Origin of the sequence: Microseira sp. BLCC-F43 (assembly GCF_041929235.1) — a bacterium.
Lineage (GTDB): Bacteria > Cyanobacteriota > Cyanobacteriia > Cyanobacteriales > Aerosakkonemataceae > Microseira.
The window spans coordinates 14,857-33,539 of the sequence record NZ_JBHFNP010000352.1; the positions used below are offsets into that span (position 1 = coordinate 14,857).

Here is an 18,683-nt window from a genome sequence, read left to right on the forward strand (position 1 = left end):
ACGCTACGATAACCAGGTGGGGGCGATATGGGTGGACGCTGTGAATCTGTCATAGATTTATTTCTTTACTAGACTTGGGGATTTTCTATCTTTCGGGGTACAGCGAACTGGCTGGTATTTTGCTAACTTCAGTTTTCCCATAAATTGGTGTCGAGCATCAGTTCAGATAGAACATCGGAAATTTATTTAATCGTTGTTTGTGCAATAGCTTAATCCAACCGAGCGGCTCCACGCCTGGATGACGTCAGGGAAGGTTACGAATACAGGACTTACGCAAGAAGAGAAAAGAAACCTGGTTTCTTCGTTAATCTCTGGTTCCCAAACCCACGATTTTTCGTATCACCTTAGTTTCTTGGCGAAAGTCCTGGAATCATTGGCTTTAAGCAATCGCCTAAGCAAGACAAGCGAGATAAGTTCTGATCTCCCATCTGTCCCGATGGGCGACTGGTAGGCGAAAATTTTTTCTTTAACCAAGAACTTTTTATAAGCTTTAAGAAATTTTTTTGGCTCAAGCATAGGTTATATTTATAAAAACATCTGATGCCGGTTTTCCCCATTCGTCTCTAAATTCTCATGCGCCTCGTGCAAAAAATATATCCTTAGATAGATGCAGGATAATTATTTACTATTTGACTATTTGATGATAAAAGTGGAAAAAGGCTGAAAGGCTTATGGGGCTTGATAAAGAGCGATAGTAAGCCAGCAAGTGTAAAGTTTATTAAAAATTATGCTCATCTTCATGAAAAGTTTATATATACTAAAAACCACGCGATCCCGAAGCGGGGATGAACATACAGTATTCTGCACAACTTTAATTCTGGACTTAACCCAAGGAGAGATTAAAATGGCATTATCCAACAGCCAGACCTTAACACATACTTATTCCTTCGCAGCGATCAAGAGCTTTTTGATTTGGACTTTCGCTCTGTCAGTGTGCCTGCTGGTCGTAGGGTTCCCCATCGTGATCCTGATGGTGATCTTCGGGTCTTTATTGTCGATAGTGTTGCAATCTGTAATGCCGGTCAGTGCCGTTTTGCTAGTGGCAGGTGCTTTAATAGGAGCGAATCTTTTAGCGGTGATGGCAGGTGCGGCAATGCTCTCTGCTAAAGGCGTTCATCCAAACCAAGTCAGTTGGTTGCGTTGGATGTACGGTCAGGAGAACCCCGTACATAAGTCAGTGTACGCTGCTTGTCCTTTAACCTGCGATATCCATCCGTCTGCGTAATCTAGTAGGGAGGTATCTTTTGTAAGCCTATCTAGCATTGTTGCAACGGATTTACTGACCCGGCAAAAGCCGGGTTTTTTCACAATAAATTTTTTGCTCTTGACAGTAGGATGTGGAAAAATTAACATCAGGCTGACAACTGGCTATGCCCTGGGGTTAAATGTTGCAGTCTCCTTTCAAGGTTTGCATTATTTTGGGAACTCGTCCGGAAGCGATTAAACTAGCGCCGGTGATTCAACAGTTCAAGAGTTGGCGCAGCTTTGACACGCAAGTGGTTTTAACCGGACAGCATCGCGAAATGGTCGATCAAGTGATGCAACTGTTCGAGTTAAGCGCGGATTACGATTTGGAGATCATGCAGCAAAAACAAACGCTGACGGATATTACTTGTAAAAGTTTGCAAGGTTTAGAAAGATTATTTAAGCAATTGCAGCCTCAAGTCGTGTTGGTGCAGGGAGATACGACGACGGCGTTTGCAGCAACGCTAGCGGCTTTTTACCAAAAAATTCCTGTAGGACATGTAGAAGCAGGGCTAAGGACGGATAATATATATAATCCTTATCCCGAAGAAGCAAACCGGCGGCTGATTTCCCAGCTGGCACAGTTGCACTTTGCCCCTACATCCCGTTCTGTAGAACACCTGAAACGTTCTGGTATCTTGGGGGAAATTCACCAAACTGGTAATACGGTGATCGATGCTTTGTTAGCGGTGGCGCAACGTCAGCCAGAATGTAACGTTCCTGGTTTAGATTGGCAGAAGTATCGGGTGATGCTATCTACGGTTCACAGACGGGAAAACTGGGGTGAACCGCTGCGAGATATTGGGAAGGGATTTTTACAGATTTTAGATAAGTTTCCCGATACGGCGTTGTTGTTACCTCTGCATCGCAATCCTACGGTGCGAGAACCGCTACAGGAGATATTGGGGAATCATCCTAGAGCTTTTTTAACTGAACCTTTGGATTATGGGGAATTGGTGGGTGCGATTGGGCGTTGTTATTTATTGTTAACGGATTCGGGTGGGTTGCAGGAGGAAGCACCCAGTTTGGGGAAACCTGTTTTGGTGTTGCGGGAAAATACCGAACGTCCGGAGGCGGTTGAGGCGGGTACTGCTAAGCTGATTGGTACTACTCCTGGCGGGATTTTGGCTGCGGCGACCCAGTTGTTGACTAATGAAGTTGTTTATCAATCTATGGCGACGGCGGTTAATCCGTTTGGGGATGGTCATGCGGCGGAACGGATTTTAAAGATTGTGGAGGATTATTGTTTGAGGGGGGGATGAGAAGATTGATTGAACCGCAGAGACGCAGAGGACGCAGAGGGAAGAGTGGGGAGAGAGTGTCGCTTTCTTCTGTTCGCGTTCTTCGTGTCTTCGCGGTTAAATTATTAGAAGTTATACAAAGCCTGCCTTCGCAGGCTTGAATGTTATCAATTCTGGAGTGGCTATGTCTAAGCGCAAAAAGCACAATCTCCAATGGGTTAAGCAAACTCTTGAGCTAAAAGAAGATCATAATTGGAAGTCACAACCGGGTACTAAGATTTTTGTGGCTGGGCGAGGTGCGTTGCGGTTTGATGTCCCCGCAGATTGGTATTTTGAACCGCAGGAGAAGTCGTTCCGGTTTCTGGATAAAAAGCCACCCGATGATGATTGTTGTTTGGAGGCTTCGTTTAATTTACTTCCGCCTGGGGATTGGGCAGATTTTCCTCTGGTGCCTCTATTAAGGAAGGTGGTTGAAGAAGATAGCCGAGATGCGATTGAGAAGGGGGAAATTATTCGATTAAAGCGCCAAACTGCCCGTTTAGTCTGGACTCAGTTCAAGTTTATTGACCCTAAAGAACACCGGGAAGCTTATTCTCGTATTTGTATTGGGTTGGGTTCTAATGTTCAATGTCTGATTACTTTTGACTTTTGGGTAGATGATGCTGAGCGGGTTACGCCTGTGTGGGATACTGTGATGGATTCGGTAGTTCTCGGTTTATTTATCCGCGATCCGCGTACTGGGTTTGCTTTTCCTGATTAGAGTTGGTGTTGCGAGTGCGATCGCTTTATTGAACCGCCAAGACGCCAAGAACGCCAAGGAAGAGAGGGAAGGGAGAGCGATCGCACTTTAATCTGCGTTATTCTTCTGGTGGATGCCAGCCAGCATTTACCCACTGACCCCTAACTGTTACAGCAATTTTATTGTTTAATTTTAAAGCTATGACCGTTGCACGACCGCAGTCTGTCAATCCCATAATTTCTGTGCCGTCTTCACTCCAGGTAAAATGTTGCAACCATTGTTGAGTGCGCGGATTAAATAACTTAACGCGAGTGTTTGTAACGGGATCTAAGGCATCGGTTTGGGTTCCTTTGTAGTTATTACACAGACTACAAGCAAGCCAAAGATTTTCTTCATCGTCAGTTCCACCTCTTGCCTTGGGAATGATATGCTCAATTTCTAATATGCCCAGAATGTACTGTTGCCAACTGCGACAATAACCGCAGCGGTTTTGAGCTTGTACCCGGACTCTAGCACGGACTTCATCAGAAATTGTCATTGATGTTATCCTTTTAATGGTTCGAGTAAGCCGCGCCGTACCGCCTCATTTAATGCTTGAGCTTGTCGCAGAAGTCTATCTTCATAAATGTGGATGAGTGCCTGCAATTCGTCACGTTCTGTTAATGCAATTGTACCGGATTGTTGCAGGTCTAATAATTCAGTCAATCTTTGTTCTTGAATGGGTGGTAGCCTCAGTTGCGTTAGGGCAATTACTTCTGAGTCAGACAGTGCGGATACTGGTTTTGTAGTTGGTAACAGTAAAAGTTCAATCGTTTCTGCTAAAATTTCAGCTACACTGCGGTGTTGTAGCTGTGCAAGTCTTTCTGCTTGTTGATAGACTTCATCTGGCAGATTCAGGGTGATTGGGGTACTCATAGGTGAAAAGAGATCGCACAATTTTTTCTATTCTGGCACATTAGCTTTATAGAGCGATCGCCTACCTGAAACATACACTGCATCGCTAGCCTCTAAAATGAATAGCGATACGGCTGACGCCACACTTCGTGACCGGGTAGCGTGCGGTCGGCATATCGCTTTCTCTCTATTTCTACACTTGCTGAAATTGGCTTACTAACCACGTTGCTACTTGTGACTGATCTGGTTGTCTGCTACGTTCTAATGCTTCTTCTAATACAGAGATAGCTAACTCTGGTAATGCCTGAGATTGATAAATCCGCCGACTTCCACCATCGGCTAAGATTTCAAATGCCAAAACTTTGGCTTTTTGGACATCTACTATCCAATATTCATCCACTTTTAATTCTTCATACAATAACCGCTTCTCACCTTTATCATCGGATAAAGTAGTATCAGCAATTTCACTTGCTAAATTAGGCGGTAAGAATTGATCGAGATCGACAACGGAACTTCCTGTAGGTGCTGATTGAACTCTCTCTCTTAAGTAATAAGATATATCGGGTTGAGATTCCCGCACGCCTGTTTTACGATAGCTACAATTTACCAGTCCTCGATGAGGAATGCCTTTGAAGGCACAAAATAGATTTACCGCTAAGTAAATGATTCCATTATCGTTTGCATTGTCAGGCCCTACTGCCATTGTTTCAATCCTCATTTGTCCGTTGTGGTAGTAGCACCTAGCTTTTTGATAGGCGGGGTCTTCCGCGATCTGGATAAATTCATTCCAAGTCGCTGTCACCCAGGTATCTGTTGTTAGTTTGTCTTTGATTGCAATCATGATTAAACCTCTAATACTTTACAATCTTATTTCCACCTCAGAGCTTGCAGGTTTTATTTAATTATATCTGACTTAGGCGAGCGCTACTCTGTTAAAATCAAATGCGATATGCCAAGGGCTAGCTACGCGATCGCCTTTAGTTTGAAGGTCTATTAACTCGAATCAGCATCCCTGTAAGTGTTTCAAGTAAGGAAATCGCTTGATTAATTCTTGCTGCTTGTCTATTCCAGTCATCATCTCGCGAACAAACTATAATACCAGGATCGTTTGGTTGTAATTGATGTAATCAGATAAAATGACGCCGATTCAGAGTTAAAACGGCTCGATTTTGGGTCGTTGCAAAAGCTAGTACTTCTTCATCAGGAAGTCCAGCGTTTCCTGCTTCTTGAACTGTGATTACATCATGCCCTAAATCTCTTAGTATTTCCACAACTCTTCGAGGAAATTGTTCATCTGCGTATAAAGCTGCCACGGGTTAATCTTCCTCGTTTTCTCGGATTGCTGTGTCGATTTCTTCAGAGTGCGCTTCAGCATAAACCCAAGCATTCACTAGGTCTGCGGCAGATAGAGTGGGATAGTTATACAAAAGTTCTGATTCGCTGACGCCTAAGCGACGATAACCCACGAGTACCCAAACGGGAATACGAGTACCTTCGATACAAGCATCGCCACCACAAACTCCTGGAGTTTTGGTAATTCCACGCCAATTTTTGTTAAGGCTACGTGATAATATTTGGATTAGTTCGGCTTTCTCGGCAGGAGTTAAGGCTAGTAGCTGGATTTCTAATTCTTGGATAGTCATGTTTCAACAGTTGACAGTTGACAGTTGACAGTTGACAGTTACCTCTCCCTAAAGCTTATAGGATTGTGAGCGAGGAAAATTAATTTTTCCTTTACCCTTAAAAGAGGAAGGCTAACAACCCATTTTTTCTGGTAATTTTTAGGTGATTGAGGTTAAAGAGTTAAAAGGGGGCGATCGCTCTTTTTTTATTTTATCAAGCTGCTGAAATAGGTAGGTAGCAATCTCATAATTTTTTACATCTAGCACGTTGGTTGCACAGAGCGATCGCATACCTAAAAAATACACTACGCGATCGCTGTTCTTTCAAACCCAATACATATTTCTGGAGACTGAGACAGTAACCACATTGGTTTCTAGCTTGTGTCCGAACTCGCGTTTTAACTTCTTCGGAAATATGACTATAACTCATTCAAAGGCTCCATGAGTCCGCGCTGAACTGCTTCTTTGAGCGCAGTAGCTTTCCGCAGCAGTCCTTCTTGATAAATCTGCATTAAGCTTGACAATTCTATCTGTTCGGCTTCAGTTATAATTCCCTCTTGTTGCCTATTTAACAGATTGCTTAGACGTTTATCCTGCTCTGGTTCCAATTGCAACTGTGTCAGAGCAATTACTCGATCGTCAGAGAGTCGAGATCCGGATTCAATTAGTTCAGTTTGTCAGCCTAATTCTGGGATTGAAAGTTTAATTGCATCACTCAGTACATCAGCAATATCGCGGCTGGTTAGTTGTGCCAGTCGTTCAACTTGATGATAGACTTCATCAGGCAAGGTGATAGTGATTTGGGTACTCATAGATGAAAAGAGATAACACAATTTTTTCTATTCTGGCACATTATCCTTATAGCGCGATCGCATACCTGAAAAATCAGCTGCGATCTAGCCTCTAAAATGAATAGCGATCGCGCTAATTTAAGCAAGTGGTCGATCAAATGATATGTTGACTGAGGTGAGCCTGCATATTTCCGCCTAAATTTTACAAATATGACAATTCCTTCGGAAATCTTAGCTCTTATTGACCGACTGAACCAAGAATTAACCCAGATTGAGCAAGAAGCAGCTAGGGGACTCAACCTAACCAGAACGGCACTATCTCAATTTCCTGAGAATCCTAGACTCGCTCAGTTTTTTACATATTTGAATAATGTTAGTTCCTTGGTAGAAACCTATAAAAGAGAAATTCAGATTATGGCTGAGGAAATTTCGCCAGCGGATGTGCCTGCCAATCTCATTCAAGATGCGGGGGAAGATTTAGGTACTTTACTAGGCGTCACCCTAGAAATTAAGTTACAATTGAGCCAAGTTATTGCTCGCTTGGAGAACTTGTCATGAAACAGTTGCCGAATGACAAAGAACTGGATGAATTGGTGGAAATGGGCAGACTGCTTGAAGAAAAAGCCAAAAAATTTAGTAATTTAGCAGATAGGTTTGTAAAGAAATATAAAAAACGTTTGCGCGATCGCAGGGAAGCTGTAGGGAAAAAACAAGAAATGAAGTAGGAGTTAGGAGAAGCGATCGCATACCCGAAAAATCAACTGCGATTGCTTGCCTCTAAAATTAATAGCGATCGCATAGTGTGCCGTAGGCATATCGCTTTCTCTCTATTTCTACACTTGCTGAAATTGGGTTAATAACCAGTTTCCTACTTGTGACTGATCTGGCTGTCGGCTGCGTTCTAATGCTTCTTCTAATAAAGAGAAAGTTAACCCCGGTATTATCTGAGATTGATAAATCCGCCGACTTCCACCATCGGCTAAAATTTCAAATGCCACAATTTCGGCTTTTTGTACATCTACTACCCAATACTCATCTACTTTTAGTTCTTCATATAGTAACCGTTTCTCACCTTTATCATCGGCTAAAGTAGTATCGACAATTTCAATCGCTAAATTAGGCGGTGAGGATTGAGCGAGTTCGACAATAGAACTACCCGTAGGTGCTGATTGAACTTTTTCACCTAAATAATAAGATGTATCTGGCTGAGCTTCTAGCACACCCGTTTGTCGATAGCTACAGTTAACCAGTCCCCGATGAGGAATGCTTTTGAGGGTACAGAATAGATTGATAGCAAATGTCATTATTCCATGCTGGCTGGCGCGATCGCACCCAACTGGCATGGTTTCAATCTTCATTTTTCCGTTGTAATAGTAGCCTTTAGCTTTTTGGTATGCGGGGTTTTCAATAATTTGGATAAATTCATCCCAACTTGCTGCAACCCCAGTATCTGTTGTTATTTTATCTTTTTTAGATGCTTGTTTTTCACGTTGTGCAGATTGAAAACTATCTGCACAGACGCTGACTTTACCAATTTGGACAAAACCTTTACCAAAATTTGAGATATTAGAGAATCGAAGCCTCTCCATTGTGGCTCGAAAATTGTTCTTACTAACATTTTCCCCTAATACATCTGATATTGTCTTCCACAATTGGGAGCCAACATCCCTAACGTGACCCGGAGTACAACCAAATTCCCGCGCTATTTCCGAGTACCTCTGACCTTGACAAACTCCCCGCACAATAGCTTGTTGCAGATCGTCCAGATGGTTTCCAGTCTTTGCAAAAACTAAGCGGTCGGCTAGTTTTAAGACTTGTTCAATGTTCATCGGTCGAGTAAATTTAGTAATTTTACTTATTATAATCTAACATTTTCCTACTTTTTCCTATTTAACCGACATTTTCCTACTTTTTCCGTCAAAAATATTTCGTATTTTAATCTAATAATATTTTACGAATTTTCACGAATGTACAAAAATTAAATTTTGCCAGAGCATGTTTGTATAAAATAAGAATGCGATCGCTCAACTCATTTACTTACCCAACTACTCAAACTCAGACTGGTGGACGACGAATTCTGGTCTGTATTTCATCTGCAACTACTAAACAACCTTGCAGACTTTCTAATGGTTGTTCGCTCAAAACACGAGAAAGAAGATTTAGCACCGCCTGACGGCTACGACTACGGGGACGCAACAATAAGATACCGGGATGACTTCCTGGTGGAAAACGGCGAACATCGGAAAAATCTAAGTCAAGGGTGATAAAAAAACGCCCCTCAGCACAAGCCTGTTGCCATACAACCTCGTCATCTGCACCCGATAATCCTTCGTCAGTAACCCGATCGCAATCGTAACCAGCCTGTCGCAGAAACTCGGCGTGGGTGCTACTCAAATTTTCATCCAATTTAACCAGCATTGCAATCTATCTAAGCGGCAACAATTCTTCTTCTCTCGTCAGTGCAGCAGCATAAGCGATCGCTGCTAAAACATTTGCTAAAGTCAATGGTGGATATTCTGCCACTATTTCTTCCGGCGTCAGTCCTTCTGCTAGGTTATCAAGGATAACTGAAACCATGATGCGCGTTCCTTTAATGCAAGGTTTCCCGTGGCAAACCTTGGAGTCAATGCTAATACTTTCTTGCCAGGTTTCCATTTTTTTCACCGTCAAGTTTCTCCAAGTCTATCCTAAATTTCAATAAACCTTAAGCTTTCTAAAGTAAGTATAGCTTCCGCACTACTGACTCGTGGTAGTCTAGGCGCTCAACACCTCGAATGTAGTTAACATACGAGGAGAAGTTTTAGGCAAAGGGAATTCTTCTAAATAGAGTTCTGTTGCTTCTTTGAGATTAGCGATCGCTTCTTCAATCGTTTCTCCCTGGCTAGCCGTCCCTACTTCAGGACATTCTGCCACATATACATCTTCTTCCCAATAAACGATTGCTGTAAAAGTTCGAGGCATTCTTAACAATATTGATTTTATTTTTTCCTTTTCTTAGTTTAACACATCCCCCTCACCATGACTTAGCCCTTCCTAGACTCACTGCAAGTTAGTGCTGGCGGCTAAATAGAATTAGCAAGGTGCGAAGCACTTTACCAGCTACCAATTAAGAGTGCGATCGCATCCTCTATTACCTTTCAATTACAGGTGCGATCGCTCTTCTATAATTTACGCGGGAACAGTGTTATTTCTGACAGGAGCAATATTCCCCTCTGAATTTAAAGTATAAAACCATTCCAGAGGAATTTTTGTTTGATTTAAAATGCTCAGATGTTGACTCATATCCTCAATATAAAATGCTCCTACATAGGTGACACTTTTTGTTTCTAATGGATTGATAATATCGTTTTCTCCTATATAGCGTCCCTCACCTATATAGCCTAAACTGGACAGGATTTCTTCTACTTCTGGCTCAACGATTGGCATATTCAGATCGTCATCAGGATAATCAATGAAGATTGCAATTTGTCCCGGTGTAGGAATTTCGAGTTCGGTCGAAGTCCAACCCTCTTTATAGTTCCAAACAATAGCGCCTTTAGTCTTCATTTTCGCCTCCTGGAAAAATACACTGCCAAATGTTCCCCTGGAAATGTTGAACTGCGAGTAGCTGTCGTCCTTTTGCTGCTTGTAAGCAGCGCTCAACTGCTTTTTTTCTTGTACCCGCCACAACAGGTTCGGTTTGAGGCTTTCCCATGCGCCGGATTTCATCTTCCGGATCTTCAAGATAGCCATGTGCGTCAATTGTCATTATCCGCACCTTCCTGCTGCTGTTGGCGGGCGCTGAGGGCTTTATCAATCAGCTTAGCGACTATCCAAGAAACCGATCGCTCTTCTGAGGCTGCCCATTCCTCTAAAGCCACTTTCTTTTCTTTGGTTATGTACACCGCTATCAACTCAAGTTTACGTTTTCCGCCCACTAACTCTCTCGCCTCCAGTTCTATCAAGATTTTATCTCCTTTATTTTGCCTTACTATATTGTATAGTATAAAATATTGTGCTATAGTAGCATGACAAATTGAAATGGGTAGGCAGTATCCTTGCCAGAAAGCGATCGCACTAGCTCTAACCTAATGCGATCGCTCTGCTTTCATCACTTAACGCAACCTAAAAATAGAGGCGTTGCGTCAGTCCTGAACGGGTAAAATAGCGAGTCAAAATCCGAATCACTTCACCCTGAACCGGCGAAGGTAACGGTGGACTCCATTCGCCAACCTCTGCAAAACGCACTACGTGCAGTTGATGAATGACGCTTTCTATCCCCAGTGGAACGCCACAAGCAAGCAAGCGGATCGGTTGCCTGCCTTCTGGGTCATTCAAACTTGTGGCTTTGATTAGTTCCGGGACGGGCTGCGGTGTTGATATCATAGAATTTTGCTCCGTAGGAGTCCAAGCCCCCATCGTGTCTTGATTGGCGTCAGTAGCGGTGGGGGTTTGGTTTTTGCTTGCTAATGCAATAGTAGATGTTTAACGTAAATAGTGCAATAGGAGTATATGAGGTAAAATGGGTAGAAGTAGAGTATCAAGGTAAACTTGTGGAGATCAACGCAACATCATGCAACTCTGCTGTGGCTAGACCCCGTGTAACAGTTTATTTTTCTGAAGAGATATACAAGTATCTAGTAGAGCGCGCTGACCGAGAACTAAGGACGGTGGCTAACCTGGTGGAATATCTGGTTGTTCAGAGCGTACAGCAAGAGCAAAACGAACAACAGAAAGCTCAACAAAAACCGCAAGAGTGATTTCAAGATGCGATCGCATACCTGACCGAAAAAAATGGGATACAAGCCCCGTTCTTCTAGGACGGCTTTTTCCAACTTGACGCTGTCCTTGAGGATTTTGAATAAACACATACTCATTTATTCAGGCGGTTGATATAATGCTTGTATGCTGAATCTAACCTACGAGTACAAACTCATTCCCACAGACGCGCAACGCGAAACCTTTGATCTTTGGCTCAGTATTTGTCGGCAGGTCTACAACTATGCATTGCGCGAACGAAAGGACTGGGTTAATTCTCGTAAGTGCGATATCAATGCTTGCAGTATCAGGCAGGAATATATCATTCCTGCTGATGCGCCTAGACCAACCTTTTATACTCAGTGCAAGTCATTGGCTGAGGCTAAGAAGTCAAATCCCTTCCTCAAACTGCCTCACACTCATGTGTTGCAGCAAGTCTTGCGGCAATTAGAAGCGGCATTTGTGGCGATGTGGGAAAGAGGACATGGTTTTCCTAGATTCAAAAAACGGATGCGCTCCTTCGTGTTTCCGCAGTTGAATCAGGAAGTTGTTAGGAAGTTTGATCGAAATCACGAGGTCAATCTCCCTAAGATTGGCTGGGTGAAAATGCACTTATCACGCCCCATTCCACAAGGGTTTGAAGTGAAGCAAATCCGCATTGTTAAGCGAGCTTCTGGTTACTATGCCATGCTCTCATTAGCATTAGAGGTTGATCTGCCTCAACCTTTACCATCGGGTCGTGGACTAGGGATTGATTTGGGTCTAGAACACTTTTTGGCAACTTCTGATGGGGAGTTGATTGATAGACCTCGATTCTTTGTGGATGGACAACGCAAGCTGAAATTGCTGCAACGTCAACTGAAGCGTAAGCTCATAGGCTCTAGGAAGTATCGTCAATTGCACAGTCGGATTGCCTTGCACCACGAATACATCTCGAATTCACGCAAGGACTTTCACTTTAAGACCGCTCATTACCTATGCGACCAAGGGCAGATGATATTTGCTGAGGATTTGAATCTCAAAGCGATGTCAGCCGGAATGTTGTGTAAGCACACTCTTGATGCTGGTTTTGGGCAGTTCCTTAATATTTTGGGACATGTTTGTTTTAAGCGCGGTGCATATTTCGCCAAAGTTGATGCCAATGGCACTAGCCAGACATGCCCAAGATGCCAATCTCATACAGGCAAAAAAGAACTGTCTCAACGGATGCATAAATGTCCTGAATGTGGATATGAAACGAATCGAGATGTAGCAGCAGCGCAAGTTGTTTTGCAACGTGGATATACAGCGGTGGGGCACATCGCAGTGAATTTTGGGGAGGGCAAGTAGCATGAGTTATCCCGATGAACCAACAATCCTCTCGACTTCAGGCAGGGGAGTTGTCAAAAAGTAGGCAGAGAGCGCATAGCAGTAGATGTAGGCGACCTAAGAAACTTGCTCGAACAAGAAACCCAAAATTCTGGTAATTCTCTGTCTCAAGAAGTTCGTCTTCTAATCCAAGAAGGATTGAAACAAAGATATAAACAGAGGACGCTTGCCCAAGTACTGTCTCTGTTCGATGTAGAACAACTAGCTAAGGATTCTGGCATTTGTGCGCCACGCTTGGCAGAATTGATCGCAGAAGCCGATGCCCCTACTTACTTGGAGCTAACCAAGCTGGGTCGCTGTCTGCCGCTGAATCCTGCTGAACTTGCTTCTATCTCTCGAAAACCACCCAAAAAAGATAATTAGAGGACATCGGAATGGGCGGAAAGCGCAAGCTTGAGTTGATCGCTGTATATTTAACCTTTATGAGGTGCGTCGTCAATTGGTTTACAAGCAAAGCCATTACGGTACGTCAGTTGAGTTAGTAGACCGATGGTTTCCTTCGTCTAAAACCTGTTCTTGTTGCGGTCACGTTCAGGAAATGAAGCCAAGGGATAGAGTGTTTGATTGCCAAAATTGTGACAACGTGATGGACAGGGATTTGAATGCCTCAATTAATTTGGAAGCGGCCCCTGAAGAAAAAGTAAGGTCGGCTCGACCTAAACTTAACGCCTGCGGACAAGAAGGTGCTGACACCCTTGGTTGATGCAGGAAGAAAATTCCGCGTCTAGTTAACAAGTTTAACTAGGTTTGGGTAAGTTTTTCGGAGCAGTATCAAGGTAAACTTGTGGAGATCAACGCAACATCAGAGTCGTAAAGTTTTTTACCCCACCCCAACCCGACCCTTATTAAGGGGAGGGAGTAAGAAATTCACAAATGATTTAGGGCTACTATAGCCTATTTCACTGCGATCAACAAGTGTCAAAAGTAGTATTAAGACAGCTAGCAACAAAAGTTTTTACTTTCTTTCCTGTTTTTACTGCTTTGCCTAAGTCATAATACATTTAGTGTACAACTGTTTCAGCAGTTGATGGCGGTGCAGCTTTGATATGAGTACAAACTGGTTATTTCAGGCTAAATTACTGCTATGTCAACTCTTTCTATAAACCGTTTAACTGCCAAACTTTCTGGAAAAGTTAACCTGCGAACTGTTCTGATAGTTCCCTTTATCCTACAAATATTTGCAGCAGTGGGGCTGGTGGGGTATTTATCATTTAGGAATGGTCAAAAGGCTGTTAACGATCTTGCCAGCCAGTTGATGAGCGAAGTTAGCAATCGCATCGAGCAAAATGTGAAAACTTATGTGGAAACTCCCCACCAAATCAATCAAACCAAGCTGGATGCAGTAAAATTGGGTCTTTTGAATATGAAAGACTTGTCAACTTGGGAGAAATATCTCTGGCGGCAAGTACAGCTATATCCTAATATTAATTTTACAGGGGTCGGCAACAAGGATGGAGAATATCGCGCCGGAGAACAGATGTCAGACGGCACTTTATTGATTAACCAAGCCTACCCGTCTACTGGTTTTGATTTCTATTCTTTCAATACTAACGATACAGGCGATCGCACCACCAGAGTAGCAACCAATGTTAAAAAATTTGATATGCGGCAACACACTTCCTACACAAATGCAGCAAAAGCAGGCAAAGCAACTTGGAGTTCAGTTTATATCTCGTTTCTAGAACCAACATTAATACTTAGCGCTCTTCAACCAGTGTACGATCGAAACCAACTAGAAGGAGTATTAGTTTCTGCCTTGCGCCTAGACGGTATCGGTAGATTTTTAAACAGCCTCAAAATTGGCAAATCCGGACAGACATTTATTATCGAAAGAAATGGCACGCTGTTAGCAACTTCCACCCTGGAAAAACCGTTCCGCATCCAAAAAGATCGAAAAGAACTGTTCAAAGTAGTAGAGAGTGGCAATGCAGTAACTCAAGCTACAGCCAAATACTTAGCGACTCAATTTCAAAACTTGCACGAAATTAGAAATTCGCAGCAACTCAATTTTGAAATAAACGGTCAGCGACAATTTTTAAAAGTCCTGCCATTCCAAGACGGCAAAGGCTTAGACTGGCTGATTGTCGTCGTCGTTCCCGAATCCGACTTTATGGAACAAATCGATGCCAACAGTCGCACTACTGCGTTGCTATGTCTGGCAGCTTTGGGAATGGCAACAGTTTTAGGAATTATCACTTCCCGCTGGATTACCAAACCTATTTTACAACTGAAAGATGCAGCAAAAGCTTTGTCTGAAGGACAATTTGACCAAACTGTCAAGCTCGATCGATCTGATGAATTGGGTATACTTGCTAAAGCTTTTAACAGCATGGCTGCACAACTGCAAGCATCTTTTAGCACATTAGAAGCTAAAAATGACGAATTGCAGCGACTTGATAAACTTAAAGACGAATTTCTCGCCAATACTTCCCACGAACTCCGCACACCCCTTAACGGAATTATTGGCATTGCAGAATCTTTAATAGACGGTGCTACTGGAAAATTGCCAGAGCAAACTAATGTTAACTTAGCTTTGATTGCATCTTCTGGGAAAAGATTGTCTACTTTAATTAACGACATTCTATATTTTTCACAACTCAAACATAAAACTATTGAACTGCAAATTAAGCCTGTCGGATTGCGAGAAATTGTCTATGTAATCCTGACCTTATCTAAACCATTAGTAGGTCAAAAGAAATTGCAGTTAATTAACTCAATTAGTCCGGATTTGCCACCAATAGCAGCCGATGAAAATCGATTGGAACAAATACTGTACAACTTAATCGGCAATGCGATTAAATTTACCGAAATTGGTACAGTTGAAATTTCAGCAGAATTGCTCGCAGACAACGATCGATCGTCCATGCCAAATTCCCAATTAGCCATTACTGTATCTGACACTGGGATTGGCATCCCCGAAAATAAATTAGAGCAAATTTTTGAATCTTTTGAACAAGCAGACGGTTCCACTGCTAGAGAATACGGCGGTACGGGTTTGGGTTTAGCTGTTGCTAAACAATTAGTTGAATTGCACGGAGGGAAAATTTGGGTATCTTCAACTGTAGGCGTTGGTTCTCAATTTACTTTTACTTTGCCAGGATCTCAAAGTCAGCCAGAAGTTAGCAGCAAAAGATCGCGTTTAATTAAGAGCGATCGAGATTTAGCAACTACTCAATCTGCCACCCAACTACCTGTTATAAATTCTCGGCTGGCGGTCGATCGAGAATCAGAAGAAACAGACAAAATTAAAATTTTAATAGTAGATGATGAACCCATTAATATTCAGGTACTAATCAATAGTTTGAGCCTAGAAAACTACGACATAACTCAAGCAAGTAACGGCTTAGAAGCCTTAACTATGATTCAAGAGGGATTGAAGCCAGACTTGATTTTACTCGACGTAATGATGCCGCGAATGACAGGTTATGAAGTGTGTCGAGAAATTCGCAAAAAATACTCGCCTTTAGAACTGCCGATTTTGATGCTGACGGCTAAAAATCAAACAGTAGACTTAGTAGAAGCTTTTAACTTAGAAGCCAATGATTATATAACTAAACCTTTTATTAAGAAGGAATTGTTAGCCAGAATTAACACGCAAATTCGCCTCGCCAAACTGAATGCAGCCTACGGCAGATTTGTGCCGCACGACTTTTTGAATTTACTAGAAAAACCAAGTATTGTTGAGGTAAAATTAGGTGACAATCAAGAAAAAAATATGACAGTGCTGTTTTGTGATATTCGTTCCTTTACGGCGCTTTCAGAGCAAATGACACCGCCAGAAAATTTTGCTTTCATTAATAACTACTTGGGGAGAGTTAGCCCTGTAATTAGAAAAAATCACGGCTTTATTGATAAATACATTGGGGATGCAGTTATGGCGCTGTTTCCTACCTGTCCCGATGATGCTCTTCGGGCAGCAATTGATATGCAAAAAGCAGTGAATCTCTACAACCAGCACCGCCAAAATAGTGGCTTGGTTCCGATTTCGATCGGCATTGGTTTGCACGCGGGCAATTTAATGTTGGGTACAATTGGTGAACGAGAACGGATGGAAAGTACGGTGATTGCTGATGCTGTTAATTTAGCTTCTCGTTTGGAAGGATTGACGAAGGTTTACGGAGCGGGAATTCTAGTTAGCGAAGCAATTATCGCTCGCCTAATTGAACCAGAGCAATATAAATACAGATTTGTCGATCGAGTGATGGTGAAAGGGAAAACAGCGGCTGTCTCGGTGTTTGAAATTTACGATACAGAAACAGAGGAAATCATCAAACTCAAACAGCAAACTTTGGAGATTTTTCAAGAAGGTTTAGATTTGTACTATCAACAAAAATTTGTGGCATCACAGAAAATATTTGAGAATATTTTACAAATTAATCCTGAAGATCAAGTAGCAATGCTGTATTTTAAACGTTCTCGCAAGTATCGAATGTATGGAGTACCGGAGGGGTGGTCGGGGGTGGAAGCTTTGACTGAGAAATAGGGCTATAATGCCTAATTGCTTTTAGTTAAGTGCGATCGCTCTGAGATCTTGCACGCCTGTCAATTAGGGATTTATCGTCGGGTGGGGGGGTTTATTTAACCTGAACTTCCCCTCTACTAGGGGAAGTTAAAATCTCTGAAACCTTGACCGAAATAATGGGATACAAGCCCCGTCCTTCTAGGACGGCTTTTTATGTGGTTCAGGGAAACGAGCTATTAAACTCCTAATCAGCTCTGATTGTGTCATACCACGCCTAGCAGCTTCCTCTATAAGCTGCTGTTTTTCGTATGGAGTAACTCTCAAAAATATTTTCTCAGTTTTCATAAATTTGTGCTGTCAAATAGATATACGTCTACTATAATAGATTTAGGAGGACAAACAGTTGAAAGCAAGATATCAGTACAGATTTTATCCAACAGACCAACAGAAACAGAGCCTAGCTCGGTTGTTTGGTTGTGTGCGAGTAGTCTGGAATGATGCCTTAGCAATCTGTAAACAATCCGAGAAGAAACCCAAATCGGCTGAACTTCAGAAGCTGGTTATTACTCAGGCTAAAAAGACCGAGGAAAGAGCTTGGCTTAGTGAAGTATCAAATATACCCCTGCAACAGTCGGTAGCTGATTTAGAAGCAGCTTTCAAGAACTTTATCGATTCCTGTAAAGGCAAACGAAAAGGGCAAAAAGTTGGCTATCCTAAATTCAAGAAGCGCACTTCTAGCCAGTCAGCAAGGCTCACTCGTGGGGGATTCTCGTTAAAGGGTGATGGCGTGTATCTAGCCAAGATTGGGATTGTAAAACCGATTTGGTCTAGAGAGTTACCATCTGACCCTAGCTCGGTAACTATCATTAAGGATTGTGCTAATCGCTATTTCCTAAGCTTCGTAGTAGAAGTAGAACCTGTTCAACTCGACGCTAAACACATGAGCATCGGAATTGATTTAGGGATTAAAACTTTTGCCGTGATGAGTAACGGGGAAAAAGCCTTTAGCCCCTGCTATGAAGCGATAGACCGTAGAATTCGCAAGCTTCAGAAGAAGCTAGCGCGTCAGTCAAACGGGTCAAATCGTAGAAGCAAGACCAAGATTCAAATAGCAAAATTGCATAACCAAATTGCGGATACTCGTAAAGATTTCTTGCACAAACTGTCTACCAAGATTGTTAGTGAAAACCAAACTATCGTCTTAGAGGATTTGAATGTGTCAGGGATGGTCAAAAACCGTAAACTATCTAGAGCGATTAGTCTGCAAGGTTGGAGGGAATTCAGAACCTTGGTTGAGGCAAAATCTGAAAAACTTAACCGGAATTTCAGAGTAATTAGCAGATGGGAACGTACGAGCCAAACTTGCTCTTGCTGTGGGTATCGTTGGGGCAAGTTGGATTTGTCCGTGAGACGGGTAGTGTGTTTGAATTGCGGTGCAGAACACGACCGCGATCAGAACGCCTCAGTAAATATAAAAATGGTCGGCATGGGGCATCGGCACGACCTTAAATGTACGTCGAGACAGAGTAAGACTACCTCGGTAGCGTCAGTCGATGAAGCGTAAAGAATCCCCGTGCGTTCACG

The 18,683-nt window shown here is 42.6% G+C and carries 28 protein-coding genes; 11 read left to right on the top strand and 17 right to left on the bottom strand.

Annotated features, from left to right (window positions below):
* The first annotated feature begins 844 nt into the window (after nt 1-844).
* The 3 genes from ACE1CM_RS46635 (at nt 845) to ACE1CM_RS46645 (ending at nt 3,246) form a co-directional block, all read left to right on the top strand.
* Entirely contained in the window at nt 845-1,225 is a 381-nt protein-coding gene (locus ACE1CM_RS46635; RefSeq protein WP_374886449.1) for a hypothetical protein, read from the top strand.
* A gap of 160 nt (nt 1,226-1,385) precedes the next feature.
* Entirely contained in the window at nt 1,386-2,507 is a 1,122-nt protein-coding gene (gene wecB / locus ACE1CM_RS46640; protein WP_374886450.1) for a non-hydrolyzing UDP-N-acetylglucosamine 2-epimerase, read from the top strand.
* A 163-nt stretch (nt 2,508-2,670) separates the two neighbouring features.
* Entirely contained in the window at nt 2,671-3,246 is a 576-nt protein-coding gene (locus ACE1CM_RS46645; RefSeq protein ID WP_374886451.1) for a hypothetical protein, read from the top strand.
* A gap of 97 nt (nt 3,247-3,343) precedes the next feature.
* On the opposite strand, the gene ACE1CM_RS46650 is transcribed toward ACE1CM_RS46645, so the two are convergent.
* From ACE1CM_RS46650 to ACE1CM_RS46685, 8 genes are all read right to left on the bottom strand, one after another.
* Nucleotides 3,344-3,763 carry an HNH endonuclease gene (locus ACE1CM_RS46650; protein WP_374886452.1) on the bottom strand — a complete coding sequence of 140 codons (420 nt, stop codon included), beginning with the start codon at nt 3,761-3,763 and terminating at the stop codon, nt 3,344-3,346.
* Between the two features lie 5 nt (nt 3,764-3,768).
* A complete protein-coding gene (locus tag ACE1CM_RS46655) occupies nt 3,769-4,140 on the bottom strand; it encodes a hypothetical protein (protein ID WP_374886453.1) in 372 nt (123 codons plus the stop codon).
* A gap of 172 nt (nt 4,141-4,312) precedes the next feature.
* Entirely contained in the window at nt 4,313-4,960 is a 648-nt protein-coding gene (locus ACE1CM_RS46660; RefSeq protein WP_374886454.1) for a Uma2 family endonuclease, read from the bottom strand.
* A 286-nt stretch (nt 4,961-5,246) separates the two neighbouring features.
* A complete protein-coding gene (locus ACE1CM_RS46665; protein WP_374886455.1) occupies nt 5,247-5,432 on the bottom strand; it encodes a DUF5615 family PIN-like protein in 186 nt (61 codons plus the stop codon).
* Between the two features lie 3 nt (nt 5,433-5,435).
* Nucleotides 5,436-5,762, bottom strand: coding sequence for a DUF433 domain-containing protein (locus ACE1CM_RS46670; protein ID WP_374886456.1), 327 nt, complete (start codon nt 5,760-5,762; stop codon nt 5,436-5,438).
* A gap of 223 nt (nt 5,763-5,985) precedes the next feature.
* Entirely contained in the window at nt 5,986-6,171 is a 186-nt protein-coding gene (locus tag ACE1CM_RS46675; protein WP_374886457.1) for a hypothetical protein, read from the bottom strand.
* Nucleotides 6,161-6,349: a hypothetical protein gene (locus ACE1CM_RS46680; protein ID WP_374886458.1), complete on the bottom strand. Its 189-nt coding sequence runs from the start codon at nt 6,347-6,349 to the stop codon at nt 6,161-6,163. Before ACE1CM_RS46680 ends, ACE1CM_RS46675 begins: the two co-directional genes overlap by 11 nt.
* A gap of 69 nt (nt 6,350-6,418) precedes the next feature.
* The gene (locus tag ACE1CM_RS46685; protein WP_374886459.1) at nt 6,419-6,553 is read right to left on the bottom strand and encodes a hypothetical protein; all 135 of its coding nucleotides are present in this window, start codon (nt 6,551-6,553) and stop codon (nt 6,419-6,421) included.
* A 189-nt stretch (nt 6,554-6,742) separates the two neighbouring features.
* On the opposite strand from ACE1CM_RS46685, the gene ACE1CM_RS46690 reads away from it, so the two are divergent.
* Together ACE1CM_RS46690 and ACE1CM_RS46695 are read left to right on the top strand one after the other, a co-directional pair.
* On the top strand, nt 6,743-7,090 hold the full coding sequence (locus ACE1CM_RS46690; protein WP_374886460.1) for a hypothetical protein: 348 nt from the start codon (nt 6,743-6,745) through the stop codon (nt 7,088-7,090).
* Complete coding sequence (locus ACE1CM_RS46695; protein ID WP_374886461.1) at nt 7,087-7,257, top strand: hypothetical protein; 171 nt, start codon at nt 7,087-7,089, stop codon at nt 7,255-7,257. Before ACE1CM_RS46690 ends, ACE1CM_RS46695 begins: the two co-directional genes overlap by 4 nt.
* 108 nt (nt 7,258-7,365) lie before the next feature.
* Here ACE1CM_RS46695 and ACE1CM_RS46700 read toward each other — a convergent pair whose 3' ends face one another.
* The 8 genes from ACE1CM_RS46700 to ACE1CM_RS46735 form a co-directional block, all read right to left on the bottom strand.
* The gene (locus ACE1CM_RS46700) at nt 7,366-8,361 is read right to left on the bottom strand and encodes a Uma2 family endonuclease (protein WP_374886462.1); all 996 of its coding nucleotides are present in this window, start codon (nt 8,359-8,361) and stop codon (nt 7,366-7,368) included.
* 226 nt (nt 8,362-8,587) lie between these two features.
* Complete coding sequence (locus tag ACE1CM_RS46705; RefSeq protein WP_374886463.1) at nt 8,588-8,950, bottom strand: DUF5615 family PIN-like protein; 363 nt, start codon at nt 8,948-8,950, stop codon at nt 8,588-8,590.
* A 6-nt stretch (nt 8,951-8,956) separates the two neighbouring features.
* Entirely contained in the window at nt 8,957-9,187 is a 231-nt protein-coding gene (locus ACE1CM_RS46710) for a DUF433 domain-containing protein (protein WP_374886510.1), read from the bottom strand.
* 99 nt (nt 9,188-9,286) lie between these two features.
* Complete coding sequence (locus tag ACE1CM_RS46715) at nt 9,287-9,493, bottom strand: type II toxin-antitoxin system HicB family antitoxin (protein WP_374886464.1); 207 nt, start codon at nt 9,491-9,493, stop codon at nt 9,287-9,289.
* A gap of 207 nt (nt 9,494-9,700) precedes the next feature.
* The gene (locus ACE1CM_RS46720; protein WP_374886465.1) at nt 9,701-10,078 is read right to left on the bottom strand and encodes a hypothetical protein; all 378 of its coding nucleotides are present in this window, start codon (nt 10,076-10,078) and stop codon (nt 9,701-9,703) included.
* Entirely contained in the window at nt 10,068-10,280 is a 213-nt protein-coding gene (locus ACE1CM_RS46725) for a hypothetical protein (protein ID WP_374886466.1), read from the bottom strand. The genes ACE1CM_RS46720 and ACE1CM_RS46725 overlap by 11 nt, the downstream gene beginning before the upstream one ends.
* Nucleotides 10,270-10,476 carry a hypothetical protein gene (locus tag ACE1CM_RS46730; RefSeq protein ID WP_374886467.1) on the bottom strand — a complete coding sequence of 69 codons (207 nt, stop codon included), beginning with the start codon at nt 10,474-10,476 and terminating at the stop codon, nt 10,270-10,272. The genes ACE1CM_RS46725 and ACE1CM_RS46730 overlap by 11 nt, the downstream gene beginning before the upstream one ends.
* A gap of 160 nt (nt 10,477-10,636) precedes the next feature.
* Nucleotides 10,637-10,897 (bottom strand): hypothetical protein, encoded by a 261-nt coding sequence (locus ACE1CM_RS46735; RefSeq protein WP_374886468.1) that lies wholly within the window; start codon nt 10,895-10,897, stop codon nt 10,637-10,639.
* 95 nt (nt 10,898-10,992) lie between these two features.
* Between ACE1CM_RS46735 and ACE1CM_RS46740 the strand changes: the two genes are divergently transcribed.
* From ACE1CM_RS46740 to ACE1CM_RS46760, 5 genes are all read left to right on the top strand, one after another.
* Complete coding sequence (locus ACE1CM_RS46740) at nt 10,993-11,271, top strand: hypothetical protein (RefSeq protein WP_374886469.1); 279 nt, start codon at nt 10,993-10,995, stop codon at nt 11,269-11,271.
* 145 nt (nt 11,272-11,416) lie between these two features.
* Nucleotides 11,417-12,598 carry an RNA-guided endonuclease InsQ/TnpB family protein gene (locus ACE1CM_RS46745; protein ID WP_374886470.1) on the top strand — a complete coding sequence of 394 codons (1,182 nt, stop codon included), beginning with the start codon at nt 11,417-11,419 and terminating at the stop codon, nt 12,596-12,598.
* Between the two features lie 105 nt (nt 12,599-12,703).
* Complete coding sequence (locus ACE1CM_RS46750; RefSeq protein WP_374886471.1) at nt 12,704-13,000, top strand: hypothetical protein; 297 nt, start codon at nt 12,704-12,706, stop codon at nt 12,998-13,000.
* 64 nt (nt 13,001-13,064) lie between these two features.
* Entirely contained in the window at nt 13,065-13,340 is a 276-nt protein-coding gene (locus ACE1CM_RS46755; RefSeq protein ID WP_374886472.1) for a zinc ribbon domain-containing protein, read from the top strand.
* Between the two features lie 381 nt (nt 13,341-13,721).
* Entirely contained in the window at nt 13,722-17,120 is a 3,399-nt protein-coding gene (locus ACE1CM_RS46760) for an ATP-binding protein (RefSeq protein ID WP_374886473.1), read from the top strand.
* A gap of 177 nt (nt 17,121-17,297) precedes the next feature.
* Here the strand turns inward: ACE1CM_RS46760 and ACE1CM_RS46765 are convergent, their stop codons facing one another.
* A complete protein-coding gene (locus tag ACE1CM_RS46765) occupies nt 17,298-17,444 on the bottom strand; it encodes a CopG family transcriptional regulator (RefSeq protein ID WP_374886474.1) in 147 nt (48 codons plus the stop codon).
* Between the two features lie 58 nt (nt 17,445-17,502).
* Here ACE1CM_RS46765 and ACE1CM_RS46770 point away from each other — a divergent pair, with 58 nt between their 5' ends.
* Complete coding sequence (locus ACE1CM_RS46770; protein WP_374886475.1) at nt 17,503-18,663, top strand: RNA-guided endonuclease InsQ/TnpB family protein; 1,161 nt, start codon at nt 17,503-17,505, stop codon at nt 18,661-18,663.
* The last annotated feature ends 20 nt before the right edge of the window (nt 18,664-18,683 follow it).